This is a genomic window from Nostoc sp. (assembly GCF_036917435.1).
Taxonomy (GTDB): Bacteria; Cyanobacteriota; Cyanobacteriia; order Cyanobacteriales; family Nostocaceae; genus Nostoc.
The window spans coordinates 1-20,896 of record NZ_JBALDM010000037.1 but is presented as its reverse complement, the minus strand read 5'-3'; the positions used below and the strand labels follow the sequence as shown (position 1 = coordinate 20,896).

Sequence of the window (20,896 nt, the reverse complement as noted above, 5' to 3'; positions counted from 1 at the left end):
TTGTCGAGTCACTAAAAAATAGTACCACTAACTATGATGTAAAACAACTTCTAAAAATCGTAAAATTTAAAGACTAAAAACGTTCGCAGTCATAGCATTGAACATATTTTTTGATAGGTTCAATCAGATAATGATATTGATTATCTTCATGTTTCTTGATTTACAAGAACTATAGCTTCAGCCTAAGTAAGTCAGTAAGAATAACTCAAACTAAATTAACTAAATTAACTAATGTAAAAAATATTGAAATTAGTTCTTAGTGTTAGCGTAGCGTCTCTACAAACGTTTAATTATTTACGTGAACTTACTTATCTAAAGAAAATCACTGTAAACAGAACCTGAATATTTCATAATTATCAGGGAGTAATTACAGCTACATTAGATTTTAAAAAATTACTGAGTATTAATAATATAGATAGATATTTTTTATTATTGTCAACTGAATGAATTGAAATTTTAGCAAGATTTTTTTAATAGAAAAATCTTGCAGTTTAAATCTATAAAATATTAGAAATATTCGCAGTATAGATAAAACCAAGTAACACATAATATCGTTAGTTTTCTTTAAAAGCCATTTCTATGTATCTTAATATTTAAAATATTTCTCAAGCTGAGATTAGAGATGCTGTGGCAGTTGAGCTAAATGCTAGTAAAAACTACCAATTGCCATGAGTTTGTGATGAGTGCCTTGCTCAACCAGAATACCTCGGTCTAAAACAAAGATATAGTTGGCATAAAGTGGTCTGGAATTCTCAATGCTTCAACTCTTACCATTACTGAAATTTTCCTTTGCTTCCGGAAACACTCGGAAAATCAAATCACAAATCTAGACTCTGCTTTCTCAGATAAAGATAGGCTAATTTTGGCAACGCATATACTACAGTAGGCAGTGATAAATAATTAGAAGATAGTCTACTCTAAGAATTACGCGAAACTACACGATCTAGGGGCAATTCATGAATTGCCCCTAGATAAGGGTTTTGCTTATTGTTTGTGTAAGTCCTAAGCCACAAAACGAGAACTGTTTGGATAGCTAATTAATAACTAAGTAAATTCCCCAGATTGCCATTGCTCGTAAGTAAGTGCTGGCGCGGAAAGTACCAGCTGCGGTGATAGCTTCAGGGGTGCGAAATTGCAGACCATTGTTATAAATCTGCTGCACTACAACTTGTGTTAATCTCAAGGCTTCGTCCTTCATTCCCATTTGTACAAGAAAAGCCGCTAGCCCAAAGTTTATCCCTGTCCAAACTTCCAGGGGATGAGTAGCTTTAGGGTTTTCTGGTGAACCGTCAGGACGAACACCATTAGCAGCACCAAATTCTCCATTACAGAATTTCAAAAAGCAGGCATCATAAATAGTTGTCAGGGCAGAAAGGGCGCGATCGCTCGGTACAATATCAGGTAAGTCTAATAATCGGGCGTAGAACTGTCCGCACAACTGATCTGCCATTACCACATCTGAACCACTTTCACTATCAAGTTTGTAATATTGCCCATTCCAGAGTTTTTCTTGGTAAATAGGAAGAGATTGCTGTAACCAAGTTTCATAGATGGATTTTTGAACCCTTAACTCCTCTGTGTTCTCTGCGCCTCTGCGGTTCGTTAACAAAACATCGCTAATTGCGATCGCAGCCTCCAACGCCGCTAACCATAACCCACCACAATAGGCGCTGACACCTTGTAACCGCCAATCATCAAAGGTTTGATCGGGCGCACCAGAATTTTCAGGTATCCCATCGCCATCAAGATCAAAGGTTTTTAGGTAGTCGAGGGTTTGAACGATCGCAGGCCAGCAATCTGCTAAGAATTCTACATCGTTAGCACCTGTGAGCAAAAAATCACGGTATACTTGCAAGACAAAATCGCTACCTAAATCTTTCCATAAATTGCAGTCTTGATAGCTGGTGTAGTTGGTTTTCTCCCACACGTGTTCATTGGGTGCGCCTAAATCGTGGGGTGTTGCACCTACGACTTTGCGAACTGCAATCGGACTTTCAGCTTTGATTGTCATGTAATAGCCGATTATCCGGGCTGTATCATCACCTTGAGGAATCGCCCGTGCAAATGCCCTCATCACCGACTTTTCTAATTCGGGAAACAGCATCAGTAAGGCAAAAGAGCCATACAGCCGCACATCTAGACTTTCATACCAACGATAATCTAAGCACTCTAGCACCGCAAACTGACCGATGGGGTCAAGTTTTGATGCAGCACTCCAGAGAGTACCGCCGCTAGTGAGGTCGTAAAGCTCATTAAATAGAGCCATTTTAAACCAATTGGGCAAATCTTCCCGGTCGATAATGGGTTGTTGCCAAGTTTGAATTTGCGATCGCCAGCTTTGGTATTCTTGTAAAGCAGTAGATGCAATCGCCCAAGCATTATTTCCACTTCGATCAAAAAAGTCTGTATATCTGCGATAATAGTTGACTCCGGCGGCAAATTCTGTAATGGGTAAATCCCAGGCGAGGACAAAGGGGATTTCAAGAGTTTCGCCTGGTTGGAGAGTGAAACGAAGTGCGATGCCTGCGGCCGGCGTAGCCATCGCAGCCCCTAACTGTTCACCTTCTGCTACCGGATTTGTATCTATATAATTGGGCAAAGAACCATCTTTAGCAAAGCTTTGCCACACCTCCTCACCCCTTCCTTCAGGATTCCAGCGAGTTTGGTGAAATATTTCCACTTGGGGATGCTTCAGTGTAGCAATACACCAAGTTCCGTCACCTTCTTGCAAAGGTTCATCACTACCAACGCGACTTAAAACACAGCCAAACTGTTCTGTATTTTCAACTATTTGGTTATAGTTCCCTTGACTTTCGCCCCAGCGTGGCTGGTATTCGTAAACCGGACTACCATCATCGCGCACCCGCACTTGGGGAGATTTCAGGGCATTAGTAAACCAGCCTACCATATTTTGCCAAGTGAGCATGATGCTGAGAGTGATTGGTGCATCTGTAGGGTTGTGGGCATTCCAGAGGAATGTTGCCACAGGGTAGCTAGTTTCTTGATAATTCCCAGCCCAAACTGGGGAAAATTGCTCACAAGTCAACTGTGCTTGAAAAACATTTTCATACACAAACCAGCTACGTGGATATAGCGCGTGATAATTACCTGTCCCCTCTGCAAGTGTCGGATACCATTGCCAAGCTTTGAGAGTACCATCATTAGGCCCTTGGGTAGACAAGGCGTAGGCTTGAGAAGATGTGCTATTGGATTCAAACACACTGAATTGACAAGCGTGAACATTTTTGAAGGTATGTTCACCGCCATCAATGTGCCACAGGTTAAAATCTCCCCGTGAAGAACGACCGATGCAACCTGCACCAAAGCCACCTAGAGGCATACCATGCCAAGGGCCATCATCGATATTACTTTCATAGCGGACGGTATAAGGTTTTTCCCAGCCTAAACCGATAGGACGGCTCCAAGTGCAAGAGGGAATTTTCGGAGAAAGTTGATTTGTCATCGCCTAATGTTACAGCGTGCAGTTACGTCAATGAAGACTAGCGCGATGTGTGATTTTTCTCAAGAGGGACAACAATATCAGAGAATTTGTCAATGAACTCGGCTATTGAAAGCGAAGTCCAGCCGCCCGAAAGCCTCAACAGTCTTGGCTAGGACTGCGTTATGTCGCACCAGACAGCGAACCGCCAGCGCTATCCTTACCAAGGCTGCGTGGTTGGGCCAATCGTAAATTCGTTCACGTTTGTGTCTTCTGGCTGGTCAATCGCAAACGCCACAACATTGGCTACTCGATCTGGTGAGATACCATATTGCTTATACAACGCCGTCATTTTTTCAGCCGCATCTTGGTCAGTAATCCGATCTAACAATTCGGTGTTAATTGCAGCAGGATAAATTGTCGCAGTACGAATGTTAGTCCCCTCTTGAGCAGACTCTATGCGTAGAACTTCCATGAAATCGCGTACAAACCATTTCGTCCCACCATAGATCGCACCACCTGGATAAGCTTTTAATCCAGCAACCGATGAAGTTGTGATAACATGCCCAGACTTTTGGCTAATAAACGTTGGCAACACAGCAGCGACACCATTTAGTACACCCTTGATATTGATATCAACCGTTTGATTCCATTCATCCGTTTTTAATGCAGAAAGTGGAGAAGTGGGCATGATGCCAGCGTTCAAGAAAATAACATCAACGCCTCCAAATGTTTTCTTGGCAAGCTTGACGATCTGGGCGTTATCAGATGGGTTAACCACATCCATCACTTGATAGACTGCTTGTCCGCCAGCTTTTTGAATTTCATCAACCAGTTGTCTCAATTGCTGCTCACGTCGCGCCCCCAATACGACTTTAGCTCCTTTGGTTGCAAGCAATTTCGCACTTGCTTCACCAATCCCTGATGATGCGCCGGTAATAATCACAACTTTGTCTTTAATCATCTTATTTCTCTTTTTGTTGAGTAACTACTGAGTTCTGCCTAACGGACTTGCCAATTAGAGGCTAAGGGCACGCCGACGGTTCGATGTGGCATCAGCAAAAACAACCATTACTGAACCGTTTGGCCGCCGTCGATAACCATAGCGTGCCCAACGACGAAGGCAGCTGCGTCTGAGCAAAGCCAGACGACGGCTGCGGCGATCTCATCGGGCTTGCCCATCCGTCCGATCGGCTCCTCCGCAATCACCTTCGCGCGCCCTTCGGCCGTGCCGCCAGTGAAGCGATCCATCATCGGGGTGTTGATGTAGCCAGGACAGACGGCGTTGATGCGGATGTTCTGCGCGGCGTAATCGAGGGCTGCCGACTTGGTGAGACCGATCACGCCGTGCTTCGCGGCGGTGTACGCGGGGCTGCCCTTGATGCCGATGATTCCCGCGCCCGATGACGTGTTAACGATCGCGCCGCCTCCCTGCTTGAGAATCAGAGGGATCTCGTACTTCATACACAGGAAAACACTACGGAGGTTAGTATCGATGATCCGGTTCCACTCCTCCTCCTCGTACTCAGCTGTCGGAGTTGGCTTCCTCGGCTCAATGCCCGCGTTGTTGAAGGCGAAGTCCAGCCGCCCAAAAGCCTCAATGGTCTTGGCTAGAGCCGCCTTCACTTCCTCAGCCTGCGTCACGTCACACCTGATGGCGATCGCCTGTTTGCCGAGTTCTTCGATCATGCGGACTGTTTCTTGATTGCCCTGTTCTGAAATGTCAGCAACCACCACATTAGCGCCCTCACGTGCAAACGCCAGCGCCGTAGCTCGACCGATGCCGTTCGCTGCTCCGGTCACAAACGCAACTTTTCCTGTGTAGTTTCCATTTTGGTTTGTCATCATTATTTTTCTCCTTCAATTCTTCACCTAACAAGGTCTTAAAATCACCAAATGCGGAGATCAGTTGGGATATTGCTCGTCATTGACCTGTTCCATCCAGTCCACAGGCTTACCATCGAGCCATTCCTGAATGGCGATGTGCGTCATCGCCGTGGTTGGCGTAGCACCATGCCAATGCTTCTCACCCGGCGAGATCCAGATCGCGTCCCCCGGACGAATTTGCTCGATCGCGCCGCCCCATCGCTGTACAAGTCCGCAGCCCACTGTCACGATCAGAGTCTGTCCTAATGGATGGGTGTGCCATGCTGTCCGAGCGCCTGGCTCGAACGTGACGCTAGCGCCAGACGTGCGTGCTGGATCATGCGCCTCGAACAGGGGATCAATGCGGACAGTGCCGGTAAAATACTCGTCCGGTGCTTTGGCGGAAGGCTGTGAGCCACTTCGTTTGATGTCCATGTTTTTATAAATAGAATGCTTACAAGAAGCCGGAATCACTTTTCATTGCTTTAGTTTTATTCTAAAAATTCTCAAGGGCAAGCAATAAAACGATCGTCTAAGATCGTTGTACAATCCTGCAAACTTAGAAATAAACGCTACTAAAACGAATGAGAAGTCCAATATGGATTTAATGAAGGAGCAGCACGCAAAGCGCGAGGCTTCCAGAGTGCAAGCCAACCGAGACGAATTGGTTGAGCGCATCTTACAGGCTATTCGTCATGATGGGACAATCGAGCCTCTGAAGGGCTTGCATCTTAATCGATTCTCCTTGCCTATGGAAGCCTGTCATGCTGTTTCTATCCCAGCCTTTTGTGTAATCGCTCAAGGCAGTAAAGAAGTGCTTTTGGGTAACGATCGCTATCAGTACGACCCTGCACATTATCTGCTGGCGACGGTCGAATTGCCGATTATGAGCCAAATTCTAGAAGCATCCAAAGCGCAACCGTGCCTGAGCCTTCGCCTGGATCTCGATTCCACGCTGGTCGGTTCAGTCATGGTTGAGGCGGGCTATTCCGCGTCCCAAAGTCGTGCCAATGTCAAAGCGATCGATGTGAGTCCACTAGATGGGCCGCTGCTCGATGCCGTTGTCCGGCTCGTTCGGCTATTGGACACGCCCGCCGAAGCGCGAGTTCTCATGCCTCTGGTCGCACGGGAAATCATTTACCGACTCCTGATTGGAGAGCAAGGCGCGCGGCTTCGTCATATTGCCGTTCTGGGTGGCTACACCCACCACATTGCTCTTGCCGTCGAGCGACTTCGTAAAGACTTTAAGGAGCCGATCAAGATTGAAAGCATCGCACGAGAACTGGCAATGAGTGTCTCAGGCTTCCACCATCACTTCAAGTCTGTCACTGCAATGAGTCCCTTGCAGTTCCAGAAGCAACTGCGGCTCCAGGAGGCTCGCCGTCTGATGCTGGGGGAAAACCTTGACGCTACCAGTGCTGCTTACCATGTAGGTTATGACGATGCCTCGCACTTCAACCGGGAGTATAAGCGGCTGTTTGGCGCACCACCGATACGCGATGTGGAGCGGTTGCGAGAAGCTGTTAGGGAGACTGCTAGCATTCGTGAGAAGTTGAGATAGAGCGCCTTTTGTCAATCAGTCAAAATACTCAAAATATTCTTAATAATAATGATAATCGTGTGTGAGGAGAGGGGGAGGGTTTAAGACTCCTGGGAAGCTACTGTTGCCTCCTGCCCCCTGCCTTCTTAAATCCCTTACCACGGGCTACCAATCATAGTGAATGGTGCCCAGTAAAACGGATGGGAGAGATTACCAACGATATTCTGCTTTAAGTAGGTTGCCATTTGCGGCGGCAAAGATATGCCTTCTTTTATGCCAGTTAATTGATTACCTTCAATTCGCACTTTTCCTTGAATCATTGCTAACTGTGCTTGTCGCAATGCTTCTGCTTTAATTGGTGCAGTCTTTAACTCGTTGTAAAACTCCGTCATCAGCCCTAGAGTTCCGGCATCTGAGACATACCACAAACTTGCAATAGCTGACTTCACACCCGTCTGTATCGCTAACCCCGCAAAACCCAACTCCGCCTGTTCATCCCCAAAAGCTGATTTACAAGCACTTAAAACCAGTAATTCCACGGGTGGCTTATTCCATCCCAACTGGCGTACTTGATCTAACCGCAGTTTGGTATCGTATAACTGAATATATGATTTACTTGAGTCTCCAGGTACAAAGTCTACGTGAGTTGCTAGGTGAATCATCGCAAATGGATTTTGCTGGCGTTGTCCCCTAAGATTCTTTAGGGTAAAGTCTTTATTGAGCAGGAATTTACCGCGCCACAGTTTTTGAACAATGGTAGAAACTTCTAGAGGCACAGCTTCTAAGGGGTTTTGGTTTTGATCTTTAGCAAATTCACTAGCACCCATTGCCAAGAGTTGGGAGTTTTTGAGATTAACGTAGCTAGTATCGGTGAGGCTGAGACTGGGTAACATTCCCAGACTGTATTTTTCAATCAGAAACTGTTTCCCATCGTGGAGTGCAGCTAGGGGGATAGAACGTAAACCTGCATCCATTACAAAAGCCAGATTTTTAATGCCTTGCTTTTGCAACTCTGCTTCTTGAGGCAGAATTAGCCATTTATATAGTTGCTGTGCTGAGATTAAATAGCTGGTAGTGGCAGCTTTGTTAACATCTGAAATTTCATTGTAAAATTTCTGAGCGACTCGCAAAACTTTTGCTCTGGTGACACCAGGAAGCCGCTTACGAATGGGTTTTCCTTCAGCAGTGACAACGACTAAATCGAGTATGTCTTTATCTTTTGCTGATATCTTGCTGCTAGGAGTAAACTGTGCATAAATAATTGCTGGTTTGACACCTGTTTTTGCCTGAATTTCGGCAAGGGTGGCGCGTGCATCTGCCAAGGATTTGAGAGAAGTTCCGCTTGATTTTCCTAGATATTGATCAAACTGGCGTGTAGCTTGTTCGTCTACTTCGGCAAATGCTGTGTCAACTCCAACTGAAAAATTGCTATTACGTATTGGTGGGCTAGGTAGAGGCGGTGTTACCTCATCGGGTTTCGGATCGTTCTTAAAAGATGATGAGGTAATTATTTGAATATTACCTTGTGTGTAATTACCAGTATAAAATCTGTTGGGCAAAATAGCATTGTTAGAGTCAGTAGTAATGGCTCCAGCAGTGCCATTAGTGTCAGCGTTACCGACTACAAAAGGTGTAGTGCCATTACCCCCGTGAACGATAGTAACTGCGCCGCTACCAGTTCCACCAGATGTAGAGATGCTAGCATTGATGCCATTGCGATCGCTAAATGTGCCAATAGCTCGGAAAAAACTGTTAGTTATAATATCAACATTACCGCCAGTACCATTACTTCCACCCTGAGCATTGATAGAAGTAACCTCAATATCATTATCTGGATCTAGCGTTATATTACCGCCATTACCAGTACTAGAACTGGAATTTAAGACTCCAGCTTTAATACTGTCTTTCGCCTCAAAAGAAATTCCTCCGCCATTAGTTGTAATATCTTGAGTTGCAACCGCTCCCCTAGAGCTTTGGAGGGTGACATTATTATCATTAGTGACAATATTATTAGTAGTAATTCCTAGAGGTGCAATGAGGTTAGCTATTCCACCTTTTCCATTAGTAGCGTCTGAAAGTAACGAAGAGGTAGAGATAGAGCCGTTGGTGGAATTTATATCGATATTTCCACCACCAGTTCCACCTTTAGTATTGATATTAGAAGTTGTAATGCTGTTATTTGCATTTAAGGTAACTGCACCACCATTACCAGAAGTGCCGTTACTACTAGAAGAATGGCTAGTAATATCACTGGTGGTGATAGTACCATTTACAGCAACGAGCTTAATTGCACCTCCAGTACCACCTATACTAGAAGCATCTAAGCCACCATTCGATTGTGCGCCATCATAAACAAGATTACTAATGTCAATATTACCGTTGGTGCTAGTCAGGGAAACATCTCCACCAGTTACAGAACCTCTGGATGATATACCACCAGTGATGATGTTACCAAAAGCGTTGAGTGTAATTTTACCACCAGTACTTCCTGATGAATCTATCTCGCAGGAACTATAACTTCCACAGAGTAAACCGCCAATAGTATTGATTCCACCATTGCTACTGACGATTTGAATTTCGCCACCTTTGTCACCACCAGCCCCAATACCACCTGTAGTAATATTACCAGCAGCTTTGAGGATGATGTTACCACCGTTATTAGAGCCAAGAGCATTGTCAGTGAAGAAACCCGCCCCACTGAAGATATTGCCATTGCTACTAGTGACGAAAATGTTACCACTTTGACCACTTTCGCTACTAGCGACGATCGCATCTTTTCCTGTGCTAATGTCGCCTATAGCATTAATAGCAATATTTCCACTTTTAGTAAGACCAAAGCTAGATACCCTACCAGTAGTAATTTTACCGCCACTGATAATAGAAATATCTCCTGCTGTTGTTACTTCACTTAATTGTTCCCCAGTTCCAAAATCATCTGATAAGTTAATATCTCCACTAGCTTTGAGGGTGATGTTGCCAGAAGCACTACCATAATAAGAATAAGATTGGATATAATTTGTATTTTCAATACCACCGTTGTTGCTAGTGATGTCGATATTTTTACCGTTGGTTGTGATGCTGTCAATGGTAATTTTCTGGTTTGCTAGCAGATTAATTGAGGCATTATCTGTACCTGTAATTGAACCAGTTGCTATTATTGAACCTGCTCCAGTAGGAGTTTGAATTTTTACAGGATCGTTAAATGTAGCATTGTTAATTGTAATTATACCACTACTATCATTACGTCCGATGGTGATGGAACTGAAGCCATTTTGTAGGGCTGCTAAGTCAGTTGTGGTCAAATTTAAGACATTTGTACCAGTGTCAGAGGAATCGCCAAGGGTAATATTTTGACTAGGCGTGAAGGGTTGAAGTAAAAAATTACCACTTCCGTTGAAAGAATTCGCCCCTCCCAGGAGGTTAATCTCATTAGCAGTCAGGGTAATGTTTCCAGAGCCTGCTAAAACTGAACCTCCACTGGTAAAATTAATGCTGCCATTGTTACTGCTAATGGCAATGTTCCCGCCGCCTGTAGTCCCATCGGTGCGAATACCCTGAGTGTTGATATCGCCTTGAGCATTAAGATTGACACTACCACCTAAACCGTTTGGTGAATAGACATCTATTGATGGGAATGGTGCTATTGCTACCCCGATATTTATTCCACCACCGCTATTTACTAAAACATTACCAGGAGTATTAGCGATCGCATCCACTTGTCCCCCAACTGTAATATCCCCGCTAGTAGTGTTGAGGGTAATATTTCCTCCTTTTGTCGCTGTAGGAGAACCAGCACTAATACTAGTCGCAACATTTATCCCATTATTTGCCGTCAGATTCACGTTACCACTGTTATTATTACCATCAGAAACTACGGCATCGGTAATATTAATGTTACCAGTAGATTGAAGGTTGACGTTACCTCCGTTACCATTTCCCTCAGAGATGTAAGAAAATAAACCACCAGCAGTCAGATTACCACTATTTGAAGTGAGACTGATATGGCCACCATTGCTGGCCGATATATTACTAAAAATATTTCCTAGAGATAAACTACTTCCTAAAATAGAAATATCTTTTCCTGGTGATGTAATCTGACTTGAGGTGACTGAACCATTACCCGCATTAATGGTTGTAGTACCTACTCCAGTCAAGGTTAGTGGACTGTTAAAGTTGATATTGCCAGTGGTGGTAATGTTACCTGGGACGGTTGTACTTCCGCCAGTAATATTGAGGCTAGCTAGAGGATTTGTACTGCCGATATTACCACCAAAGCTGATATTACCAGTACCAGCAACTAAACTCAAATTACCAGCCCCGTCTATTGTATTAGCAAAGCTGATGTTGGCATTGCCAGAGTTAAGCGCAACATTAGCACCATTGCCAATTAAGACTTTATTTAGAAAGTTGATGAGTTGGTTGTTGTTAGTGATATCTGCATTGAGGGTAGTTGTGGCAGCATTGAGAATAACTGAAGCGTTGTCTGTACCTGTAATTGCACCGTTAACAGAAATATTGCCGAGAGAAGTAATTGTGACAGGGTTCTTGAATGTGACGGGGTTGATTGTAATTGCACCAGTACCATCATTGCGTCCGATGGTGATGGAATTGAAGCCATTTTGTAAGACGGATAGTTCTGTATTAGTCAAGTCTAATGTTCCAGTACCACTATCGCTAGTTCCGCCAATGATAATATTCCGACTGGTTGTGAAGGGTTGCAGCAGTAAATTACCAGTGCCAATAACAGGATTTCCCAATGACGATGAGTTGGGATTAATTTCATCTGCCGTTAGGGTGAGATTATTGCTGCCAGCCAGCAGTTTACCACCAAATCCAATGTTACCTGTTCTGGCATTGAAGATAGTATTACCAGTTAAAGTAATAATGCCACTTAGGTCGATATCTCCGTTAGCGGTGGTGATATTATTGGGGGCGGTAATGTTTTTTGACTCAACTATGAAACTATTCAACGGCTGTGTGTTGCCAATATCACCGTTAAGTACAACATCGCCGACACCTGCACCGGTGGTAAGTTTCAAGCTATGAGAACCATTAACCGTACCATTTAACGCGATCGCATTACCTGAACCTGCGTTGAAAATGGCATCATTGTTAAGAATTAGTGGACTGGTAATACTAATATTACCATTTGTGGTAATGTCGCCAAAGATATTTGTCTTAGCAGCACTGGTGATGTTGAGGCTACTGAGTGGATTTATCCCACCAATAATCCCGTCAAGGTTAATATTACCTGTCCCCGCAGTCAGGGTTAATTTGTTGGTTCCATTAACTGTATCAGTAAAGTTAATATTTCCTGGGGTAGTGCTATCAGTGCTAAAGGTGGTATCACTGCCAAGGATAACTTTACCATTCAAGTTGATGTCGTTGCCTTTGGTGGTTAAATTGCCAGAAGTAATCCGATTAGGAGCAGTAAGTGCGATCGCTCCGCCAGTTCTATTGGTAGAATTAGCATCTATGGAGCCTGTAATAATATCGCTCAGACCTTTAAGAGTTACAAAACCACCATTGCCGGAAGTCGAGCTAGTTGTAAGATTGCCTGTAGTTATTGAACCACCAGTGGTTTGAGCATCGATATTACCACTACTGTTAGTTCCGCCTGCATATATTCCCCCGGTGCTAATATTTCCTGCTGCACGCAGAGTCACTGTCTTACCTGTTGGAGCATCAGGGGCATATACAGCTACTTGACCACTAGTAATTTCGTTTTTAACATCAATTGTGCCATTTTTACTAGTTAAGTTAATTGCCCCACCAGCGCCAGAACTAGATTGAGATGCCACATAATCTGCGATCGTAATATTACCAGCACTGGTGACATTGATATTAGCAGCAGTGCCACTACCTGAGACAGCATTTAAATGGGGGGTAAAACTTTCACCACTAGCAGAAGTAAAATTGTTAACTGATACAAATCCATTAGTGCTGGTGATGGAAATATTACCAGCATTAGCCCCAGCCAAGCTACGAATTGCACCACTATTGATGTTACTGCCAGCTGTGAAAGTAACTGTACCACCTATTCCACCATTATCATTGGCTTCAGCGCGAACAAAACCCGTAGTTATGGAGTTAGCGGCATTTAAACTAACATTACCTGCTATACCCCCAACAGCAACACTATAAGATTTGAGTTCATCTGTGGTAATAGAACCGCCACTGCTGATTACAGAGATATTACCACCGTTACCTATTCCTAAAACATTTATAGGGAAAGGATCTGAGAATGAAGTAATAAATCCTGTTTTAATATCTCCAGGGGCAGATATATTAACGGTTCCGCCATTGCCTAAATCGGAGTTTGCAGCTAGAAAGCCAGTCTGAATAGTACCGCTATTACTAGTAATTGTAATGTTGCCACCATTGCCATTTGCCGGAATAGCATTTGAACCATTATCTGCTGATGAATTAATAAATCCTGTTTTTATATTTCCAAGGGCAGATATATTAACGGTTCCACCATTACTTGACAGGGAACTGGATGATAAATTCCCAATATCAATAGTACCTTTATTAGCAGTAATCGTAACATTGCCACCATTACCATTTGGATCGAACGCATTGATATATCCTAAATTGGCTAAGTTAGTATTGATATTGCCGTTATTACTAATAAAAGTAATATTGCCACTGTCGCCAATAGATGGAAAATTTGAAAGCCCTGAAGCAAAACTCTCTACACAGTAACTCGCATTAGTGCAATTTAAGAGGATATCGCCGTTTGCTATCAGAGAAATTGGGCCACCGCCATTGTTTGAGAAAGAGGCGATGTTACCTGTAACAGAAATTTTACCACCTGCATTAAGTGCGATCGCTCCACCCTTACCTGGATCTATAGAACTATGTGTGGCACGCAGAGTTCCTGTGATAATATCCCCTGTGGCAGTTAAAGTGATAGGGCCAGCATTACCATTTGAGTTACTTGTGTTAACATCCCCCACCTGAATACTTCCAGGTGCTAAACCCAACGCACTTATTGGCGATTGGAAAGTAGTTGCTGGCGAACCTTGAGATGAAGGAAAATTCCCAGGTGTAACTGAAGCCAAACCCGCCCGCAAAATTAAAGCAGGGCTGGTAGTCAAGGTTGTAATATCTGGATCTGAGATCGGAATACTCCCACTCGTATCGGGTGAATTAATTGTAATATCGCCACCCTTAATACTTCCTGTCGCTTCAACCTTTAACGCTGCACCTGTGTAATTCCCAAATTCTACATCGCCATTAGCCCGAATAATCGGATCGTACAAACTAACAAAATTACCAGGATTTCCCGCCAAATTCTTGATAGAAAACAGTCCACCACTGAAAAAGTGAGCATCCCCAGAAACATTACCGTCGCTAACTAAACTCAGATTTCCACCACTGACAAACGGTGTCTGCGGATGATTTAGCGCCAGGATATCAATATTCTCATTTCCTTGAATATTCAGATTCCCGCCAGCTTGGGCTGAAAAGGAATTCGCTACACTATCGCGTACCTGCACCGTGTCTTTAGCTAACAGGTTTAAATCTCCTGTTGTCGTCAGTTGACTTTCTGGTAGTGTCAAATTATGTGCAGCTAATAAAGTTGCTGTCCCAGATGTGACGTTTTTGACTACAACATCCCCGGAATTTACCGCAATCCCAGAACCTGAGAGTTCTACTTGTCCGTTGCTATTAACTTTTAATTGATTGGCGTTACCCACACCAGCACCTGTTAACAACTGCGGTAGACTTGCGGGGTTAACGGATGTACCTGATGGCGGTTGAATTTCTAAACTTAGCAGATGTCCAGGTTGGCTGATGCGTAAGAGGTTTTCACCTGGAACGGCGGCGACGGTAATGTTACCCCCTGGTGCTGATAGCTTTCCGGTACTGATGACAGTGCCACCGAGTAAATTTAAGTTCTTGCCAGTACTGACTGCTAAGTTGCCAGAATTAACAATACTCCCTGGTTGAGAGGTTGCGAAAGCAAAGGTATTGGGGGTTCCGACAAAATTGGTGTAATTGTTGCTACCAACTGCATTAAAGGAATTTGAGCCAAAACCGATGCTGCTAGCGGTGGTAGCAGTGAAATCACCAGGTACGTTTAAGCTGGCGTTAGCACCAAATATAATACCGGCTGGGTTCATTAAGAAGAGGTTAGAATTCCCGCCAGTAACTTGTAATATTCCGTTAATTACTGAAGGATCGCCACCAACCACACGCCCTAAAATGTTCTGAATATTCGGGTTAGAGAGAAAATTTGCTATCTGGTTGGAGTCCAGTCCGAATTTTTGGAAGCTGTGAAAGAGATTCGCGCCATCTCTAGAAAGACTACCACCACTGATATCTAACTGGTTGCCGTTGGGTGTGACAAGAGAACCTGTACCATCAGTAGCTGGTGTAATAGATTGTGCTTTCACGAGAACGATCGCCTGGAAAACAGCAACCAGAGCGATCGCTTGAGTTAGCAAATATAAACCAATTTTTTGAGCTACAGAATTCATCTCAATCCTTGTATAAATAAAACTCCAATCCCAATACAATGTCGCCTATGCAACAACATAAGCGACATCAGTACAAATATGGAAGTTTCCTCAAAGATGAGATAAAATCTAGGGTATAATGCTTATAAAATCTTTCTACCTCAAGATACAACAGATACCATCAATAGCCCGATTCAATCTTGGTTTGAGGTTTTCTGCGCGATCATTGGCGCTCATGTTGCCCACCCCACAAGATGGGATAATTCATTTCTTGAAAATCCCTTAGCTGACTAAGATGGTGTGTAACCGCGAACGCCTCTTAATAATCACCACGCACGAGAACCGGAGGAACTAGGAGCAGTATTTTGGGTTGGTGCAGGCTGAGTATTTTGGGTTGGTGCAGGTTGAGTATTTTGGGTTGGTGCAGGCTGAATAGAAGTTGGGCGGGATGGTGTGTTATTCTGTGCATGTTCCTTTACAACTTCGGTAGTTCCATCTTCTTCTTCGCTAATATTTGTACTAGGCGGGATTTTCGAGGAATTGTTACTACCACCTCTCAAGGCAATCAGGTTACTGAATAACCCAGGTTCCGAGTTGTCAAATTTTACACCCAATTCTTGGACAGCATTCGGTACTAATTTCAGAAAAGTCTGAATGGGAATACCCAAGTTAAATCCAGTTTTATCGGTAATGCTTTGAGCGCCACTTTCTTGATTTTCTCCAGGTGATGCTGGGCGACTACTGGTTTCCTCTCTGTCGCCTTTGCCGTGAATACCTACAAGCCTTCCTGACACATCAAATACGGGGCCGCCACTCATCCCGACTCTGGTAACACTTGTATAAACTATCGCATATCCATTTTCGACATCTGTTGCCTCTTGTTCGCCCTCAACTGAACTTTCATCTAAGCGACTAGAAACCAAAGAAGAGGTGAACTGAAACACACGCTTTTTAATCGCTGCACCAGGGTTAGGAAATCCAGCAATATAAACACCAGCGCCCTCAGTTGTATACTTAGAATCACCAAGAGCAGCTATTCCATAAGTGCGATCGCTCCGAAAACGTACAATCGCTAAATCTACACCAGGCAATTTCTGAATGTCTTTCTGAGCGGAAATTGCAATTTTTTGGCGTTTTCTACCTCCTTCGGGCAGAGGTGTAACAACGGCATATTCATCATCGTCGTATTGCACAACGTGAGTCGCTGTCAGTACCACATAAACGTTTGTTCCTCCTTCCTTGTATCGTCCGATAATCACGCCTGAACCTGGAGAATTAACTGTAGGCTCAATCCGCACTACGGTTGATTTAGCAATATTAGCTACATCAGTTGGTAGTAATGCTTGTTTAGCCATCGCTGGACTGGCTAGCACTACCATTGCTACACCAACAATGCAACCTGGTAAGAGATATCGATTTAGCATGGCGCTGATTCCTTAATGACTCTTAACTTCTTTACCAAAACGAACTGGGAGAGGTTTGATTAGTTGCTGGAATTGGAAAACTCGGTGCCCCCTCTGGAGATAAAGGGGAATCGGGAATCTCAGGAACAATGGGAAAGGAAGATTGCACTTGAGAAGGAACGATCGCCCCATTCGCAAATTGGGGAGCAAGTTGTAAAAATGTTTGGATTGGAACAGCCCAACTGTAAGCATCAAATTTTTGTCGGACTTGCAAAAGGGGGGTGGAACCATCTTTAAAGATATAAGTATTGCCCCAGAGTGGGTACTTATGTTTGCCGTTGATTCCTACAAGTTCACCACGACGATTTAGTAATGGGCCACCACTCATCCCTTTAAAAATGTCGTTGCTATAACCAACTTGATATCCACCCCGAAAAGCTTTTGGTAATAAATATTCAACTTTGCCGGTTGTGAAAACTAAGCCTTGTTGTTCATCAGGATAACCAGTTGCAAAGGTTTCATCGCCAATAGCCAGAGATGAATTAGCGATCGCTGCGATCGGATAATCACTAGCACTTCTAAAATTGAGTAGCCCTAAATCATCTTCTGGAAATTGAGTAGATTTAACAGTCTGTCCGGTGTAAATCTTCCCGTCGGCAGTTTGGATTTGATAACTCTTACCAATTCTCAGGACGTGGGCGTTAGTTATAACGGTGTAAACTTGACCTTGTTTTTTAATTAAAATTCCTGAACCCCAACCTTGTCCTGCAATCACTTTGACGGTAATTGCGCGGCCGCGATCGCGTAATTGCTTTAATGACAATTGCGCTTTTGCTTGACTAGTTAAATTGGTACTCAAAACACTCGGCTGAGAAGCAACTTCTGAAGAAAATGCTTGTGTTGATAGCGCAAGTGCTAAACTACCAACACAAGCAAGCATACAAAAAATACGAAATTTCATTTTGTACTTAATAAAAATTCTTTAGAATGCGCGACCGGGCTTGCTTGGTGTAGCTGCTGCACCATTATTAGATCCAGTAGATCCAGTAGATCCAGTAGATCGAGCTTCTCCTGCCGATGCGTTCAGAGGAGCCAATTTTTTTGTCAAATTAATATAAGTCCGACCTTTTGATTCATACAAAGCAGGGCCAGCACCATCACGTACATCAAAGAGTCTCTGCAAGGTTTCTGCCGCGTTCACACCACGCTTGAGGGTGAATAGCAGGTTGCTGGTGTTGCAACTACCTCCTGGAGTAGCTGCACAAACCACAGGCATACCATTAACTACCCCTGCGGTGATGTAATCTAAAGAACCATTGTTGTGAGCTTGTTGAAATCTTGCAGATACTTGCTGACAACGGGTTATTGGGTCATATCCAGAACCAGTAAAATACTCTGAGTACCAGTTTACTACTGACAAAGTTGCACCTGTAACAGTGTTGGTGGCCTTCGTCGCAGGTAATGAACGGCTAGTATCGCAAGAAAACTGAATCGGGCCTCCTGCGTAGCTAGGTGTATTGAAAACTGCTCCTAGACCACTTAAAAGTGCAACTCCACTCAGAATAGCTAAAGATTGTCTCAGCATCAAACTGTCTCCTAAGAAATATTGTTTCTATTTCTCGTCCAACATAGCTTGTAATAAATCAAACTGAGTATAGAGGTATTACTTAGGTACGCACTTGATAATTTTTCAGTAAAATGTTGATTTCTTTACTAATAAATGGCAATTTATCAGACCATACATGTAAATCTTGTGTGCTTTATATTACCTAAAGTTGTGGTGCTTATTTCGGCTAATTGGAGAAAAAGCCCATAAAGTTAACCCAACACTACATCAGAGTGAAAGTCGTGTGTTAACTTGGAAACCTCCTAGTTATCTACGTAGACAAATCCCAAAGAGAGTAGTAATTGTATGCGCTGGTATTTAAAGTTTAGGGTGCAGTGTGTATTTTTAGTTCCTAGTGTGTTATTGCTGGCATCCATATCGCCAAGTTATGGTGGTTCATTTATATATTTAGAATCACCACAGATATTGGCGCAAGCACCAAATCCAGAAGGCGACCAAAATCGGCAAAGGTTTCCGCAATCTGCACCAATCCCAGAACCGCTACCACCAGAAACTAAAAAACCTGTGCAGCCGATTCCTACCCCAAAACCCTCTTCTGTGCCTGTTGTTGAAAGTATTCAGGTTAAAAAAATTGAGGTTACGGGCAGTACAATTTTGAAGTCACAGCAACTGAATTCCATCACTAAAGCAGTTGAAGGACGTTCGGCCAGTTTAGAAGAACTCAGAGAAGTTGCTGATGCTATTACCCAACTCTACCTTGAACGCGGCTATATCACCTCAAGAGCGATTTTGGTAGACCAAGCAATTACTGCTGGTGTAGTACAAATTCAGGTAATTGAAGGTGGTCTAGAGAAAATTGAAATCCAAGGAACAAAACGCCTCAATCCTAATTATGTGCGATCGCGTGTCTCTTTAGGCGTTAGCAAACCTCTTTCCACTGCTAAGTTAGAAGACCAGTTAAGATTGTTGCGAACTGACCCTTTACTGTCAAATGTAGAAGCCAGCTTACGCACAGGTAAGGAAGTTGGTCAAAGTATTTTGATAGTCAGAGTTACTGAAGCTGATGCTTTTAATGCAAAATTAAGCATTGATAATTATTCACCACCTAGCGTTGGTTCTGAAAGATTGGGCGTTACTGGTAGTTATCAAAACCTCACAGGTATAGGTGATGAACTTAGAGCAGCTTTTTACCGCACAACTGGGGGAGGCTCAAGTATTTACGATCTTAGCTACCTAGTACCTCTGAATGCAATGAATGGTACTTTACAACTACACACCACTATTAGTAACAACGAAGTCATCCAAGAACCTTTTAAGAATTTTGATATTCGGGGAGAATCCCAGGTATATGAAGTAAGTTATCGTCAGCCTTTGGTGCGATCGCCCCGTGAAGAATTGGCTTTATCGTTAGGCTTTAGCGTCCAAAATGGTCAGACGTTTACCTTTGCAGGCCCAACAGCCTTTGGCTTTGGCCCCGACACACAAGGTAACAGCCGCACCCGTGTGATTAAGTTTGGTCAAGATTATGTACTACGAGATGTAACCGGTGCATGGGCATTGCGATCGCTATTTAGTTTAGGTCTTGGTAGCTTTGATGCCACCATCAACTCTGACCCTGTTCCCGATGGTCGCTTTTTCAGTTGGTTAGCACAATTTCAACGGGTACAACGGTTGAGTGATATTAATTTTTTAATTGCCCAAGCTGAGTTACAACTCTCACCTAATGGTTTATTACCCTCTCAGCAATTTGTGATTGGTGGTGGTCAATCTTTGCGTGGTTATCGACAAAATGCTCGTGCTGGAGATAATGGGGCACGATTTTCGCTAGAAGACCGCATCACACTTCAAAAAGACGAATCTGGAAACTCTATACTCCAAGTTGCTCCATTTTTCGATGCAGGAGTTATCTGGAATGTGAATGATAACCCCAACCAATTACAGAAACAGCAATTTTTAGCCGGTGTGGGACTAGGAATTTTATGGGAACCTTTACCACATCTAAATATGCGGCTAGACTATGGTCTTCCTTTAATTGAGTTGGACGATCGTGGTGAAAACGCTCAGGATCATGGCTTTTATTTTAGTTTAGGATATAGACTTTAAGGCTCATAATTTGCAAACTAAAACTACTACAAATATCTTGCGTAGGGGCACAACATTGTTGTGCCCTAATAAAACTGTTCACCGCAGCCAATATTTTATTTGTAATTTTCCGTAGAGAAATTAGTATCATTCAAATGTAATAGGCATTGTGCAGAACAATATTGTTTCTCGTTGAGATGCAAAATGGGTATGAGGGTACGGCAATGCCGTGCCCCTACGTTATTTATATCAATGGCAATAAAAATTACCAGTATTATTCAAATGTAATACGCACTGTGCAAAACAATATTGTTTCTCGTTGAGATGCAAAATTGGTATGAGGGCACGGCAATGCCTTGCCCCTACGTTATTTATATCAATGGCAATAAAAATTACCAGTATTATTCAAATGTAATAGGCATTGTGCAGAACAATATTATTTCTCGTTGAGATGCAAAATGGGTATGAGGGCACGGCAATGCCTTGCCCCTACATTATTTATATCAATGGCAATAGAAATTACTAGTATTATTC

At 43.3% G+C, this 20,896-nt stretch carries 10 protein-coding genes; 2 read left to right on the top strand and 8 right to left on the bottom strand.

Features of this window, described 5'->3' with window-relative positions; translation table 11 throughout:
• Positions 1–1,033: 1,033 nt before the first annotated feature.
• The 4 genes from V7K98_RS17190 to V7K98_RS17175 all read right to left on the bottom strand — a co-directional run bounded on the left by V7K98_RS17190 (position 1,034) and on the right by V7K98_RS17175 (position 5,740).
• A complete protein-coding gene (locus tag V7K98_RS17190; RefSeq protein ID WP_335023874.1) occupies positions 1,034–3,463 on the bottom strand; it encodes a GH116 family glycosyl hydrolase in 2,430 nt (809 codons plus the stop codon).
• A gap of 196 nt (positions 3,464–3,659) precedes the next feature.
• Entirely contained in the window at positions 3,660–4,403 is a 744-nt protein-coding gene (locus V7K98_RS17185) for an SDR family oxidoreductase (protein ID WP_335023872.1), read from the bottom strand.
• Between the two features lie 107 nt (positions 4,404–4,510).
• Positions 4,511–5,287 (bottom strand): SDR family oxidoreductase, encoded by a 777-nt coding sequence (locus V7K98_RS17180; protein WP_335023870.1) that lies wholly within the window; start codon positions 5,285–5,287, stop codon positions 4,511–4,513.
• A gap of 57 nt (positions 5,288–5,344) precedes the next feature.
• Positions 5,345–5,740 carry a (R)-mandelonitrile lyase gene (locus V7K98_RS17175; protein WP_335024131.1) on the bottom strand — a complete coding sequence of 132 codons (396 nt, stop codon included), beginning with the start codon at positions 5,738–5,740 and terminating at the stop codon, positions 5,345–5,347.
• 163 nt (positions 5,741–5,903) lie between these two features.
• Between V7K98_RS17175 and V7K98_RS17170 the strand changes: the two genes are divergently transcribed.
• Positions 5,904–6,866 carry an AraC family transcriptional regulator gene (locus V7K98_RS17170; protein ID WP_335024129.1) on the top strand — a complete coding sequence of 321 codons (963 nt, stop codon included), beginning with the start codon at positions 5,904–5,906 and terminating at the stop codon, positions 6,864–6,866.
• 134 nt (positions 6,867–7,000) lie between these two features.
• Here the strand turns inward: V7K98_RS17170 and V7K98_RS17165 are convergent, their stop codons facing one another.
• The 4 genes from V7K98_RS17165 to V7K98_RS17150 all read right to left on the bottom strand — a co-directional run bounded on the left by V7K98_RS17165 (position 7,001) and on the right by V7K98_RS17150 (position 18,298).
• Positions 7,001–15,331: a CHAT domain-containing protein gene (locus V7K98_RS17165; RefSeq protein ID WP_335023868.1), complete on the bottom strand. Its 8,331-nt coding sequence runs from the start codon at positions 15,329–15,331 to the stop codon at positions 7,001–7,003.
• A 305-nt stretch (positions 15,332–15,636) separates the two neighbouring features.
• Complete coding sequence (locus tag V7K98_RS17160; RefSeq protein ID WP_335023866.1) at positions 15,637–16,734, bottom strand: S1 family peptidase; 1,098 nt, start codon at positions 16,732–16,734, stop codon at positions 15,637–15,639.
• Between the two features lie 31 nt (positions 16,735–16,765).
• Positions 16,766–17,674: a S1 family peptidase gene (locus V7K98_RS17155; RefSeq protein WP_335023864.1), complete on the bottom strand. Its 909-nt coding sequence runs from the start codon at positions 17,672–17,674 to the stop codon at positions 16,766–16,768.
• 21 nt (positions 17,675–17,695) lie between these two features.
• The gene (locus V7K98_RS17150; RefSeq protein WP_335023862.1) at positions 17,696–18,298 is read right to left on the bottom strand and encodes a COP23 domain-containing protein; all 603 of its coding nucleotides are present in this window, start codon (positions 18,296–18,298) and stop codon (positions 17,696–17,698) included.
• Positions 18,299–18,625: 327 nt separating this feature from the next.
• On the opposite strand from V7K98_RS17150, the gene V7K98_RS17145 reads away from it, so the two are divergent.
• Entirely contained in the window at positions 18,626–20,383 is a 1,758-nt protein-coding gene (locus V7K98_RS17145) for a ShlB/FhaC/HecB family hemolysin secretion/activation protein (protein ID WP_335023860.1), read from the top strand.
• Positions 20,384–20,896 lie beyond the last annotated feature (513 nt).